Source organism: Erwinia plantamica, assembly GCF_043420595.1.
Lineage (GTDB): Bacteria > Pseudomonadota > Gammaproteobacteria > Enterobacterales > Enterobacteriaceae > Erwinia > Erwinia aeris.
Map to the genome: position 1 here is coordinate 33,570 of NZ_JBGCUC010000008.1, position 13,104 is coordinate 46,673.

The 13,104-nt window shown below is 58.7% G+C and carries 9 protein-coding genes; 6 read left to right on the top strand and 3 right to left on the bottom strand.

Features of this window, described 5'->3' with window-relative positions:
* The first annotated feature begins 43 nt into the window (after positions 1 to 43).
* The 4 genes from AB3U87_RS10210 to AB3U87_RS10225 all read left to right on the top strand — a co-directional run bounded on the left by AB3U87_RS10210 (position 44) and on the right by AB3U87_RS10225 (position 2,793).
* A complete protein-coding gene (locus AB3U87_RS10210; protein WP_125290174.1) occupies positions 44 to 658 on the top strand; it encodes a YitT family protein in 615 nt (204 codons plus the stop codon).
* A gap of 78 nt (positions 659 to 736) precedes the next feature.
* Positions 737 to 1,930 (top strand): amino acid aminotransferase, encoded by a 1,194-nt coding sequence (locus AB3U87_RS10215; protein ID WP_370734825.1) that lies wholly within the window; start codon positions 737 to 739, stop codon positions 1,928 to 1,930.
* Positions 1,931 to 2,045: 115 nt separating this feature from the next.
* Positions 2,046 to 2,462, top strand: coding sequence for a secondary thiamine-phosphate synthase enzyme YjbQ (locus AB3U87_RS10220; protein WP_301252096.1), 417 nt, complete (start codon positions 2,046 to 2,048; stop codon positions 2,460 to 2,462).
* Position 2,463: 1 nt separating this feature from the next.
* Positions 2,464 to 2,793: an MmcQ/YjbR family DNA-binding protein gene (locus tag AB3U87_RS10225; RefSeq protein WP_125290176.1), complete on the top strand. Its 330-nt coding sequence runs from the start codon at positions 2,464 to 2,466 to the stop codon at positions 2,791 to 2,793.
* Positions 2,794 to 2,855: 62 nt separating this feature from the next.
* Here the strand turns inward: AB3U87_RS10225 and AB3U87_RS10230 are convergent, their stop codons facing one another.
* Both AB3U87_RS10230 and uvrA read right to left on the bottom strand, forming a co-directional pair.
* Entirely contained in the window at positions 2,856 to 3,908 is a 1,053-nt protein-coding gene (locus AB3U87_RS10230; protein WP_125290177.1) for an NAD(P)-dependent alcohol dehydrogenase, read from the bottom strand.
* Between the two features lie 248 nt (positions 3,909 to 4,156).
* Positions 4,157 to 6,988: an excinuclease ABC subunit UvrA gene (gene uvrA / locus AB3U87_RS10235; protein WP_253456179.1), complete on the bottom strand. Its 2,832-nt coding sequence runs from the start codon at positions 6,986 to 6,988 to the stop codon at positions 4,157 to 4,159.
* Between the two features lie 310 nt (positions 6,989 to 7,298).
* On the opposite strand from uvrA, the gene AB3U87_RS10240 reads away from it, so the two are divergent.
* Complete coding sequence (locus AB3U87_RS10240) at positions 7,299 to 7,841, top strand: single-stranded DNA-binding protein (protein ID WP_253456176.1); 543 nt, start codon at positions 7,299 to 7,301, stop codon at positions 7,839 to 7,841.
* Positions 7,842 to 7,936: 95 nt separating this feature from the next.
* On the opposite strand, the gene AB3U87_RS10245 is transcribed toward AB3U87_RS10240, so the two are convergent.
* Positions 7,937 to 11,740: an NAD(P)-binding protein gene (locus AB3U87_RS10245; RefSeq protein WP_370734824.1), complete on the bottom strand. Its 3,804-nt coding sequence runs from the start codon at positions 11,738 to 11,740 to the stop codon at positions 7,937 to 7,939.
* 414 nt (positions 11,741 to 12,154) lie between these two features.
* Here AB3U87_RS10245 and AB3U87_RS10250 point away from each other — a divergent pair, with 414 nt between their 5' ends.
* Complete coding sequence (locus AB3U87_RS10250; protein ID WP_394148920.1) at positions 12,155 to 13,084, top strand: alpha/beta fold hydrolase; 930 nt, start codon at positions 12,155 to 12,157, stop codon at positions 13,082 to 13,084.
* Positions 13,085 to 13,104 lie beyond the last annotated feature (20 nt).

Below are 13,104 nucleotides of genomic sequence, written 5' to 3' on the forward strand. Positions count from 1 at the left end.
GATTCTTGCTGAGTCAGCGTTTATTTCTCAGAGAATCAACCTTATGGATAACGTCGTTCAGCCTGTTAAAGTCCCCCATACCTTTATCGAAGATGCGCTGGCGCTGCTGTTTGGAACGCTGATGGTCTCGTTTGGCGTAATGCTGTTAAAAAGCGCGGGTGCCCTGACCGGCAGCACCGCAGGTATCGCTTTTCTGCTTAGCTATCTGACGCACGCTTCTTTCGGCCTCGCTTTTTTCCTGATCAACCTGCCTTTTTACTGGCTGGCGGTTAAGCGCATGGGCTGGGCGTTTACCCTTAAAACCTTCAGCGCCGTCGGCCTGGTGTCGCTGTTTACCCATCTGCATACGCTTTTTATCCATTTTTCCGCGCTGGATCCCTTTTACGCCACGCTGTTCGGTAACGTCATTATGGGGATTGGGTTTATAGTACTGTTCCGCCATAAGGCCAGCCTGGGCGGCGTGAATATTCTGGCGTTATGGCTACAGGATCGTTACGGTATCCGTGCCGGAAAATTACAGATGGCGGTCGATACCTGCGTGGTACTGGCCTCGCTGTTTGTGGTGCCGTTGCCGATGCTGGCGGCCTCGGTTGCGGGCGCGGCGATCCTTAACCTGATTATCGCCATGAACCACCGCCCTGGCCGTTACGCTGTCTGAACCAGGCGCGGCGCCCTTCGTCGCGCAAGGCCGCGAGCGCCACAGCGTCCGACCAACTAATTAATGGAGATTTGCACCGTGTTTCAAAACGTTGATGCCTATGCTGGCGATCCGATCCTTTCCCTAATGGAAACCTACAAGCAGGATACGCGCCCCCACAAGGTTAACCTGAGCATCGGGCTGTATTACGACGGCCAGGGCGTTATTCCTCAGCTGAAGGCGGTGGCCGCAGCGGAAGCGCGTCTGAACGCGCAGGCGCACGATGCTTCTCTCTATCTGCCGATGGAAGGGCTGCCGTCCTACCGCAGCGCGGTTGCGCCGCTGCTGTTTGGCCAAGAGCATCCAATGCTGCAGGCCGGGCGTATTGCCACCATCCAGACCGTTGGCGGCTCCGGCGCGCTGAAGGTCGGTGCGGATTTCCTCAAGGCGTATTTTCCCGGCTCCCAGGTCTGGGTCAGTAACCCAACCTGGGAAAACCATATTGCGATCTTTTCCGGCGCGGGTTTCCAGGTAAACACCTATCCGTGGTACGACGATGCGACCAACGGCGTGAAGTTCGAAGAGCTGATCGCCACGCTGAAGACGCTGCCGCCGCAGAGCATCGTGCTGCTGCATCCCTGCTGCCATAATCCAACCGGCGCCGATCTGACTAACCAGCAGTGGGACAGCGTGACGGCGGTACTGAAAGAGCGCGATCTGATCCCCTTCCTGGATATTGCCTATCAGGGCTTTGGCGAAGGCATGGAAGAAGACGCCTATGCGATCCGCGCGATTGCCGCCGCAGGTTTACCGGCGCTGGTCAGCAACTCTTTCTCAAAAATCTTCTCGCTGTACGGCGAGCGCGTCGGCGGTCTTTCCGTAGTCTGTGAAGATGCGGAAGAAGCTTCCCGCGTGCTGGGCCAGCTGAAGGCCACCGTGCGCCGCAACTACTCCAGCCCGCCAAACTTCGGCGCTCAGGTGGTGGCCTGCGTGCTGAACGACGCGGCGCTGAAAGCGCAGTGGCTGGCGGAAGTCGAGGCGATGCGCGTGCGCATCTCCACCATGCGTCAGGCGCTGGTGGACGTGCTGACCACGGCGGTGCCGGGCAAAAACTTCGATTACCTGCTGAAGCAGCGCGGCATGTTCAGCTACACCGGTCTGAGCGCGGCACAGGTCGATCGCCTGCGTGACGAGTTCGGCATCTATCTGATCGCCAGCGGGCGTATGTGCGTGGCGGGCCTGAACAACGAGAACGTGCATCAGGTTGCCGAAGCTTTCGCGGCGGTCATGTAAGCCGCTGTGGCCGGACGCCCGTCCGGCCTTTTTCACTCTTTTTTCCCTCCGCAGGTTTACCTTTTCCCATCATGCTGCACACTTAACGGAACGTATTCAGTTAAGGAGCATAACGATGTGGTATCAGCAGACAATCACCCTGGATCCCAAATCCCGCGGCTTTCATCTGGTAACGGACGAGATCGTCCAGGAGCTGCGGCGGCTTGGCGATGTGCAGGTCGGCCTGCTGCATCTGCTGCTTCAGCATACTTCCGCCTCGCTGACGCTGAATGAAAATTGCGATCCCACGGTGAGAAGCGACATGGAAAACCATTTTTTGCGGCAGGTGCCGGAAAAGGCGAACTATGAGCATGATTACGAAGGCGCGGACGATATGCCTGCGCATATTAAATCTTCGTCGCTGGGCGTGTCGCTGACGCTGCCGGTGAGCCGTGGCAAGCTGCTGCTGGGCACCTGGCAAGGCATCTGGCTGGGCGAGCATCGCAATCACGGCGGCAGCCGCCGCATTATCGCCACGCTACAGGGGGAATGACATGAACGTATCGGATTTACTTTCTTACTGCATGGACAAGCCGGGCGCGGAGCAGGTCGTGCATAACGACTGGAAAGCGACCCAGATAAAAGTGGATGACGTGCTGTTTGCGATGGTACATGAAGTGGACGACCGTCCTGCGGTAACTCTGAAGTCGACGCCCGCGCTGGCGGATTTACTGCGGGAAAAGCACAGCGATGTGGTGCCCGCCGCGCATCTGAATAAAACGCACTGGAGCACCGTGCTGCTGGATGGCTCGCTGAAGGATTCGCAGATTTACTATCTGATCGACGCCTCGCTTCAGCAGGCGCTGGCTACGCGAACGGCGTAGTGAAAGAAGACGCGGCTCAGGCACCCTGATACCCATCGGGCTTCAGGATGCCTGAAGAACGTTTATCCGCGCAGCGTGGCGATATCAATCACAAAACGGTACTTCACGTCGCTTTTCAGCATACGTTCGTAGGCTTCGTTGATTTCGTCCATTTTGATCATCTCGATATCCGAGGTGATGTTGTGCTTGCCGCAGAAATCCAGCATTTCCTGCGTTTCTTTGATGCCGCCAATCAGCGAACCGGCGATGCTGCGGCGTTTGAAAATCAGGTTAAACACCTGCGGTGATGGATGATCGTGTTCCGGCGCGCCAACCAGCGTCATGTTGCCGTCGCGACGCAGCAGCGTGATAAACGGGTTCAAATCGTGCGGAGCCGCCACGGTATTCAGGATAAAATCAAAGCTGTTGGCGTGCTGTGCCATCTGCTCAGGATCTTTAGAAATCACCACTTCATCCGCGCCCAGGCGTTTGCCGTCTTCTACCTTAGAAGGCGAGGTGGTGAACAGCACGACATGCGCGCCCATCGCGTGTGCGATTTTCACGCCCATATGGCCCAGACCGCCCAGGCCCACGATACCGACTTTTTTGCCCGGGCCTGCGCCCCAGTGGCTCAGCGGCGAATAGGTGGTGATGCCGGCGCACAGCAGCGGCGCGGCGCCTGCGGGATCCAGATTCTCCGGCACGCGCAGCACGAAGTCTTCATTGACGACGATCTGCGTTGAGTAGCCGCCGTAGGTGATGTCGCCGGTTTCGCGATCTTCACCGTTATAGGTGCCGGTAAAGCCGTTTTCGCAATACTGCTCCAGGTCTTCTTTACAGCTGTCGCAGGTGCGGCAGGAATCAACCAGACAGCCGACGCCGACTAAATCGCCGATTTTATACTTGTGCGTATGGCCGCCGACGGCGGTCACGCGACCTACGATTTCATGTCCCGGTACGACGGGAAAAATGGTGTTTTTCCACTCGTTGCGGGCCTGGTGTAAATCGGAATGGCAGACGCCGCAGTAAAGAATTTCAATCTGTACGTCGTGCTCACGCAGTTCGCGCGGCTGGAATTCAAAAGGCGCAAGCTTTGCATCGGCGCTTTTAGCGGCATAAGCATGGGTAATATTCATGGACTCTCCTGATAATGGAATGGCGTGTGCCTCACGGCTCATTAAGGATAGTGGCCCGTTCCGCGCAGGGGTATGCCGGAACCTGTTTAAATCTTGCCTGATCCTGCAAGTTTTAGGGGAAAATGACAAAAAACAGGCGCTAATAAGAAAGTTTTATTGCAGACGCGGAAGAAAATGGCGGAAGCGATAACGGCAGTGCAGAGGGAAAAAAGGCGCGAGCCGTTAACGACTCGCGCCTTCGTGGCAAACTATTTCTTTGCCAGTAGCGGTTTAAGGAAGCGTGCGGTATGCGACTCTTTGCACTCCGCCACCGTTTCCGGCGTGCCGGAGACCAGGATCTCGCCGCCGCCGCTGCCGCCTTCCGGGCCGAGATCGACAATCCAGTCAGCCGTTTTGATCACGTCCAGGTTGTGCTCAATCACCACGATGGTATTGCCCTGATCGCGCAGCTGGTGCAGCACGGCCAGCAGCTGCTGGATATCGGCAAAGTGCAGGCCGGTGGTCGGCTCATCCAGGATGTAGAGCGTCTGACCGGTGCCGCGCTTCGACAGCTCGCGGGCCAGCTTGACGCGCTGCGCCTCGCCGCCGGAAAGCGTGGTGGCCGACTGCCCCAGACGGATATAGGAAAGGCCCACGTCCATCAGCGTTTGTAGCTTACGCGCCAGCGCAGGCACCGCATCGAAGAACTCGCGCGCTTCTTCGATAGTCATCTCCAGCACCTGGTGAATGCTTTTGCCTTTGTATTTAATCTCCAGCGTCTCACGGTTATAGCGCTTGCCCTTACACTGGTCGCACGGCACGTAGATATCCGGCAGGAAGTGCATTTCCACCTTAATCACGCCGTCACCCTGACAGGCTTCGCAGCGTCCGCCGCGTACGTTAAAGCTGAAGCGGCCCGGCGTATAGCCGCGCGTGCGCGATTCCGGCACGCCCGCAAACAGTTCGCGCACCGGCGTAAAGATGCCGGTATAGGTGGCCGGGTTGGAGCGCGGCGTACGCCCGATCGGGCTTTGGTCGATATCGATAACCTTATCGAAATGCTCCATGCCGGTAATTTCGCGATAGGGTGCCGCCTCGGCGATGGTGGCGCCGTTCAGCTGGCGCTGCGCGATAGGGAACAGCGTATCGTTGATCAGCGTCGACTTGCCGGAACCGGACACGCCGGTAATGCAGCTGAACAGGCCAACCGGCAGCGTCAGCGTGACGTCCTTCAGGTTGTTGCCTTTTGCGCCGCTCAGCTTCAGCACTTTGCTGGCATCGGCTTTGACGCGCTCTTCCGGCACCTGAATACCGCGCTCGCCGCTCAGGTACTGTCCGGTCAGCGACTCCTTCACGGCCATGATGTCGTCAACGGTGCCTTCCGCCACCACCTGGCCGCCGTGCACGCCCGCGCCCGGCCCGATATCAATCACGTGATCGGCAGCGCGGATCGCATCTTCATCATGCTCTACCACGATCACGGTGTTGCCCAGATCGCGCAGGTGTACCAGCGTCTCCAGCAGGCGCTCGTTATCGCGCTGGTGCAGGCCGATAGAAGGCTCATCCAGCACGTACATCACGCCCACCAGCCCGGCGCCGATCTGGCTCGCCAGACGGATACGCTGTGCTTCGCCGCCCGACAGCGTTTCAGCAGAGCGGGACATCGACAGGTAATTCAGGCCGACGTTAACCAAAAACTTCAGGCGATCGCCGATCTCTTTCAGTACTTTCTCGGCGATTTTGGCGCGCTGGCCGCTCAGCTTCATGTTCTGGAAGAACGCCATTGCATGGCCGATGCTCATATCCGAAATAGTCGGCAGCGTGGTGTTCTCAACGTAGACGTGGCGCGCCTCACGGCGCAGACGCGTGCCTTCACAGGTCGCACAGGCGCGGTTGCTGATAAACTTCGCCAGGTCCTCGCGCACTGCGGCGGACTCCGTCTCTTTGTAACGGCGCTCCATATTATGCAGCACGCCTTCGAACGGATGACGACGCACGGAGGTATCGCCGCGATCGTTGATGTATTTAAACTCGATGCTCTCTTTGCCGGAGCCGTACAGGATGATTTTGCGAGCCTTGTCGCTCAGCGAATCAAACGGCGCTTCGATGTCGAAATCCAGGTGCTCGGCCAGCGAGCGCAGCATCTGGAAGTAGTAAAAGTTACGGCGATCCCAGCCGCGGATAGCGCCGCCGGCCAGCGACAGCTCCGGGTTTTGCACCACGCGATCCGGATCGAAATATTGCTGTACGCCCAGACCGTCGCAGGTCGGGCAGGCGCCGGCCGGATTGTTGAACGAGAACAGGCGTGGTTCCAGCTCCGTCATGCTGTAGCCGCAGATTGGACAGGCGAAATTGGCGGAGAAGATCAGCTCTTCCGCCTGCGCGTCGTCCATATCGGCGATCACGGCGGTGCCGCCGGAAAGCTCCAGCGCCGTCTCAAAAGATTCCGCCAGGCGCTGTTTCAGATCTTCCCGCACCTTGAAGCGATCCACCACTACTTCGATGGTGTGTTTCTTTTGCAGCTCCAGCTTCGGCGGATCGGAGAGATCGCAGACCTCGCCGTCGATGCGCGCGCGGATATAGCCCTGTGAAGCCAGGTTTTCCAGCGTTTTGGTGTGCTCGCCCTTGCGTTCTTTAACGATAGGCGCGAGCAGCATCAGGCGGCGGCCTTCCGGCTCCGACAGCACGTTATCCACCATCTGGCTGACCGTCTGCGCCGCCAGCGTGACGTCGTGGTCCGGGCAGCGCGGTTCGCCCACGCGAGCAAACAGCAGGCGCAGGTAGTCGTGGATTTCCGTGATGGTGCCGACGGTAGAGCGTGGGTTATGCGAGGTTGATTTCTGTTCGATCGAGATGGCTGGCGACAGCCCTTCTATATGATCGACATCCGGCTTTTCCATCAGCGAGAGGAACTGACGCGCATAGGCGGAAAGGGATTCCACGTAGCGGCGCTGCCCCTCGGCATACAGCGTATCAAACGCCAGCGAGGACTTACCCGAACCCGACAGGCCGGTGACAACGATCAGTTTGTCGCGCGGGATGATCAGGTTGATATTCTTCAGATTATGGGTGCGGGCACCCCGTACTTCGATCTTATCCATTCACAATTCCCGGATTAACACGGACGTCACCATGCCTGTCCGGCACGGCCAGAATTAAGCCTGTTAGTATGGCACAAAAAAAGCTGAATGGATATACAGTACTTTGCTGTATAATACGCCACGGGATCCTGGCATTGCCAGGCGGCGCCAGGGCATTTTGCGATCCTGCCCGCCCCGCCTGCCGAAAGGCTGCGCCTGAAAGCGACCCTTTGCGATCTGCCTCTGAAACCCGGATCCGAAGGTATAATCTATGGGTAGGGCGTGTTAGAATTTCATCCTTAAGCTAAGAACATTTATCGGAGAGACGAACATGGCCAGCAGAGGCGTAAATAAAGTAATCCTGGTGGGAAATCTGGGTCAGGATCCGGAAGTCCGCTATATGCCGAATGGCGGCGCCGTTGCCAACATTACGCTGGCCACGTCCGAAAGCTGGCGTGACAAGCAGACCGGCGAAACCAAAGAGAAAACGGAATGGCACCGCGTCGTGCTGTTCGGCAAGCTGGCGGAAGTGGCGGGCGAATACCTGCGCAAAGGCTCTCAGGTTTATATCGAAGGGGCGCTGCAAACCCGTAAATGGACCGACCAGGCGGGCGTGGAGAAGTACACCACCGAGGTTGTGGTTAACGTTGGCGGCACCATGCAGATGCTGGGCGGCCGTCAGGGCGGCGGCGCACCGGCTGGCGGCGGCCAGGGTCAGAACAACAACAACGGCTGGGGCCAGCCGCAACAGCCTGCGGGCGGCAACCAGTTCAGCGGCGGCCAGCAGCAGCAGTCTCGTCCACAGCCGCAGCAGAACAGCGCGCCGGCGGGCAACGAGCCACCAATGGATTTCGACGACGATATCCCGTTCTGATTATTGTCGCCGGGCCAAGGCCTGGGCAGACTAAACAGCAAAAACCCCGTTTATACGGGGTTTTTTTATGGCCGCAGTTTTATAGCCGCAGCGGATTAACCCAGCGTGCTGGTGGCGACGCTCTCGCTTTTTACGTTCTCTGCCGCGCGCTTACCGGCCAGGAACGCGTGATCCGAATTGTAGTACTCCCACTCGCTATAGCGACCCGACAGATGAATATCCTGGGTCAGCAGCCACTGGCGGATTAACGCGACGTTCGCCTGGCGGTGATGGTCGTACACCACATAGGCGTAAGGCATATCGACCTCGCTGGCGGTAATCACGGGATCGTCAGCGCGGATAATACCAACCCGAATACAATCCTCCACGCAGCGGGCTATCAGCGCGTCGCCTTTCAGCGGCAAAGGGTGCTCCGCGCAATAGCTGATCTCGCAGGTCAGGCCAAAGCCATCTTTCGGGTTATTAAACGGACTGGCGTTGCCTTGCAGGAAAATGCGGTGGAAGATCGTCTCGCCCGGATAGTAAATCCAGTGTTTCTCGCTAAGGTTAGCGCGGCCGATGCCCAGGTTGACGCAGCGCACTGAAACATGACGCAAATGCCTGGCGGCTGCCTGCACGTTTTGCGGCGCTTCATCGCCCATCAGAACGATCAGTTCCGGCAGCGGCATAGTATTGATCAGCTGCTCATAGCGAAAGGCCCGTCCGTCGGCCAGCAGCGCGGTGCGCGCCTGCGGCAGGATCTTGACGATAGCAGCATTGGTTTCCAGCCTGCATTTCAGATGGGGTAAAAAACCGGACATCAGCGCCTGAAAACCGCCGCGCAGCGGATAGCCGAAGCGGGCGTTTGGGCCGACCGGCTTCGCCAGCGGCTTCAGCGCGCCGTCGATAATCTGATCCAAATCCGGTAAGGGCACGCGGCCGCCGAGCCATGAGGTTTCCATTTCGCTCAGCGGCAGCTTCCACAGCTTGTTGTTGTAGGGCAGCGCAAAATAACGCGCGATGCCTTTTCCCCACGTATGCAGGATAAACTGCTCAAAATTTTCCGGTTTGCCGGCGGTCAGCGCGCACGCTTCATCGGGCACCGATCCATCCGCGCAGCAGTCGCGGTGGCTAAGACGGTTCTCCGTGCGGCGCAAATCCCTGGCGGCCGCGGCGTTAAGCGGCACCGCCTGCGCTTCGGCCTCGCCATAGCGCGCTTCGATAGCGCCAAGGATGCACTCTTTGATCACCTCCGGCGGCAGCCCATGCAGCGCGGACTGGAAAGGGTAGCGGGTGTGCACGCCCTCGCTGTAAACCCAGGCCTCCCGATCCTGCCAGTGCAGGTTATCGCCCAGCAGCATCTCGTAAAGCTGCAGCACGTAGGGATCCTGGGAAAACATAATATGGCCAGCGTAATCGAAGGTGAAACCGGCGTGTTCGACCGAGCGGCACCAGCCGCCGGGCGCGGCGTTTTTTTCCAGCAGCACGGCGCCTTCGCCATAGTGGTAGCCCGCGCTCAGTCCGGTCGGCCCGGCGCCGATAATCAAACAGGGAACCTTCTCTGCCTCTTCGGCCTGCACGTTAAGCCAGGCGACATCCTGTGCCTTAACGGCTGCGTCGGCGGCTGACGGCGCGGAGTGGGCGACGACAGCCTGTGTCATCAGCTCGTGCATTCGATCTGCAGTGCGATCCCAGGAAGTCTCCGCTACTTTGGCGCGCATCTTAGCGGCGAGCGTCTGGCGAGCGTCCGGCGTCAGTTTCAGCATCTTTTCACAGGCGTGGATAAAGGCCGCGTGACTATCGGCAATTTCGACCAGCCCCGCGTAGTGCCGCTGCACGTCGGCGATAGCCGTGCTGACGACAGGCAGACGAGCCGCCATATACTCCAGCACTTTGGTTGGGCTGATATAGCGCGTGGAGGCGTTCAGGGCGAAGGGCATCAGGCAGACATCCCAGCCCGCGAGAAACTGCGGCAGCGCCTGATAAGGCTGCTGCCCGAACCAGTGAATATTGCCGCGCTGCGGCAGCGTAGCCGGATCGATTTTCACCACCGGCCCGACCATAACGATCTGCCAGTCCGGATGGCTGTCGGCCAGCGCCGCAATGAGCGGCAGATCCAGACGCTCATCGATCACGCCATAGTAGCCCAGGCGCAGCGGCGGCAAATTTTCCTGCAAAGGATGGCCGTTGCTGCGATCCAGCGCCTGCTCAAAATGCACCGCGTCTACGCTGCTGGGGAAGCAGTGTACGTGGGGATGCTTGCTTTTTTTCGCCTCGTACAGGCTGGTGCCGCCGGTAAACACCAGATCGGCCCGGCTCATCAGCGCGGATTCACGCTGTTGGAGCTGGCGCGGCGCCTGATCGAACGCCGACAGCTCATCCATGCAGTCGTAAATAATGGCGCGCGGCTTCAGGCCCGTCAGCAGAGGCAGCGCCATAGGCGTATAGAACCAAATCAGCGGCTGCTCATCCTCATCAATCAGCGTGGCGAGCAGAAGCTGAAGCGGCGCAATCTGGCTGTCGTGAAAACCCGGCGCGTTGACGTCGGTATGCGGCTGCACCACCGTCACGTTAGGCGCCGGGCTGCTGGTATGGATCTCTTCCGCTCCCGCCTGATAAATCGGCTCTTCAACAAACAGGATGCGGTAGTGCTGCGCGAGGCGGGTCAGCAGATGCTGAGGGCGTTGAAAAACGAATCCCCAACGCAGATGACTGAAAACAATCAGGACTGGTATTTTCATATTATTCTCCCGGGCTTCCCTGGCCGACGTGATAAAGGAATGAAAACGGCGCATCGTACGCTGCGCCAGGAGCAGAGCATGGTCATAAGGGTGTTGTAGCTGACGTGCACAGGGATCGGGGCCTTGCCGATCGAGATCCCACAAGCCGCTGCGGGTCCAGAAAGCGGTGTCTTCCCAAAGCGGTCGATCGATAATCGGATAAAGGCAAGCGCCGCTGATGGTGACGCCAGCCAGCTGCGCCTGCGCAAGCTGCGAGCCGATCTCCGCGATCCAGGCGCCGCGCCCGCTGCCGACATGGCTGGTTTCGGCCAGCAGCAGCGGCCGCTGGTAGCGATTATGCAGCGCATGCAGCAGCGCATGCAGCGGCTTGCGGCGTGCGTCGCCAAGATGCCAGTAGAGCCGACGGCCGGAAAACGCTTCCCACTGATTGTCGTGATAATAATTAACGCCAATCAGATCCAGATAGTGCGGCGCGCCGCCCAGTTCGGGCTCGCAGCGGCCCGCGATCATATCCCAGGCCTGATATTGGGATTCAGTTATGCTGCGGGCGGCCTGCCGACAGGCTTCGTTTTCTTCATCGGCGATAACGTGGATCAGGGGATCGCAGTGCAGAAAGCGCGCGCGGGGATCGGCAAGGCGAATGGCGTCACAGGCGGCCAGCGTGGCGCGCACCAGCTGGCGCTTGGCGGCAAGCGCGCGGTCATTTTCCGGGCCGCCCGCACAGGCGAACAGGCCGACCGAGATACCCCAGCTGAGGAAAGAAATCTCATTCATCGGCGCGTAAACCGGCGCTTCCGATCCTGCATAGAACGGCGCCAGAAATTCCGCTAATGCGCCGCAAAATGCAGCGAAACTGCTGATAAATTCGGAAGAAAACAGGCTCAGGTATTCAGGCCAGCCGTAGTGGCACAGAGTCCAGGAGATCTGTATATCGTGTTCGCGTGCGGCCTGCATTCGCAACGCGACGGAAGAAAAATCGTAGCCCTTTGCCGTTTCAGCGAGCCGCCAGCCGACGCTTTCGCGCACGGTGGAAATATTAAAATGTTTAAGCCGGGCATAATCCTGTCGGGCCTGCGTCAGGTGGTCGGTAATCGCATTCATCGACAGGCGCAGGCCCTGCGGATTAATGTGATCGGCTCCTTCGTAACCTGCCTGCCAAAAACTGCGAAATGGCGCCATGCAAAATTCCCTTACCGTTTAAAAGAGAATATTTTCCCGCCAGCGTCAGGGTGCCGACGGCTGGATAGCAGCTGTGCAGGCCGATTACGATCGGTCTGAAAACCGTTTCCACGCCGTAAAAAAGGCAATATCCGCCGTAAGCTGGCGAACGGGGGAAAGCGGTAAAATCAGTGAGGAGCAGAAGAAAAGGCGGCTGGAGACTGAACCGCACAAGTCGCCGCGCCGCAGGCCATACTCAGCCAGGCGGCGAAACTTTGTACTGATTATAGACAGCATCCGGAAATGCAATGTGATTTTCGTCTCTTTCAGGAAAGTTCTGGCGCTGTAAAAGCACGCTAAACTTTCCGACGAGAAGGCGGCCCGAAAACAGAAACGCCGTCTTATACACAGGGGATGATATTACGGGAGCGTGAAATGGCAACAGATCAACAGGTTGAAACCGCAAGAGGCGCATCTCCGTTTATTGCGGATTGCTCGCTTAAGGACGTAAAGCTGCCAAACGGGATAACGCTGCGCGTTGCCGTTATGGGGCAGGGTAAGCCGCTGGTGCTGCTGCACGGACATCCGCAGAACCATCTGGCGTGGCGGAAGATTGCGCCGGCGCTGAGCCAGCATTACACGGTGGTGATGCCGGATCTGCGCGGCTATGGCGACAGTGATAAACCGCCAGGCGATGCCGATCACCGCTGCTATTCCAAAAAAGTGATGGCGCAGGATGTGGCCCAGCTGATGGACGCGCTGGGCTATGACCGTTTCGCTTTTGTCGGCCACGATCGCGGCGGCCGCGTCGGACACCGGCTGGCGCTTGATTATCCTGATCGGGTGGAGCGCTGCGTTTTTCTCGATATTGCGCCGACGGCAACCATGTATGCGCAGACCGACAAAGCGTTTGCAACCCGCTATTTCTGGTGGTTTTTCCTGATCCAGCCCGAGCCGCTGCCGGAAAAAATGATCGGCAACGATCCGGCTTTTTTCCTGCAAAAGCATATTGAAGGACAGCTGAAAACGCCTGGCGCCACGGAGCCGGAAATTTTCGCCGATTATCTGCGCTGTTACCGCGATCCTGCGATGATCCACGCGGTCTGCGAAGATTATCGTGCCTCGGCGACAATCGACCTGGCAGACGATGCGGCGGACAGCGATCAACGTATCCGTTGCCCTTTGCTGCTGCTGTGGGGCGAGAAGGGCACGGTAGGCCAGCTTTACGACGTGGTCGCCACATGGCAGGAAAAAGCCCTGTACGTCAGCGGCGAGGCGTTGCCGTGCGGGCATTCGCCTCAGGAGGAGGTGCCGGAAAACGTGCTGGCGACGCTGCTGCCTTTTCTGGCTGAGGATGATGAATAGCCGCGACTGCTCAGCGGTGC

What these genes read in the sequence shown, in the direction of transcription:
- AB3U87_RS10220 (WP_301252096.1), top strand. Translation starts at nt 2,046, where the DNA reads ATGTGGTATCAGCAGACAATCACCCTGGATCCCAAATCCCGCGGCTTT.
- AB3U87_RS10245 (WP_370734824.1), bottom strand. Translation starts at nt 11,740, where the DNA reads ATGGCGCCATTTCGCAGTTTTTGGCAGGCAGGTTACGAAGGAGCCGAT.
- AB3U87_RS10225 (WP_125290176.1), top strand. Translation starts at nt 2,464, where the DNA reads ATGAACGTATCGGATTTACTTTCTTACTGCATGGACAAGCCGGGCGCG.
- uvrA (WP_253456179.1), bottom strand. Translation starts at nt 6,988, where the DNA reads ATGGATAAGATCGAAGTACGGGGTGCCCGCACCCATAATCTGAAGAAT.
- AB3U87_RS10210 (WP_125290174.1), top strand. Translation starts at nt 44, where the DNA reads ATGGATAACGTCGTTCAGCCTGTTAAAGTCCCCCATACCTTTATCGAA.
- AB3U87_RS10230 (WP_125290177.1), bottom strand. Translation starts at nt 3,908, where the DNA reads ATGAATATTACCCATGCTTATGCCGCTAAAAGCGCCGATGCAAAGCTT.
- AB3U87_RS10250 (WP_394148920.1), top strand. Translation starts at nt 12,155, where the DNA reads ATGGCAACAGATCAACAGGTTGAAACCGCAAGAGGCGCATCTCCGTTT.
- AB3U87_RS10240 (WP_253456176.1), top strand. Translation starts at nt 7,299, where the DNA reads ATGGCCAGCAGAGGCGTAAATAAAGTAATCCTGGTGGGAAATCTGGGT.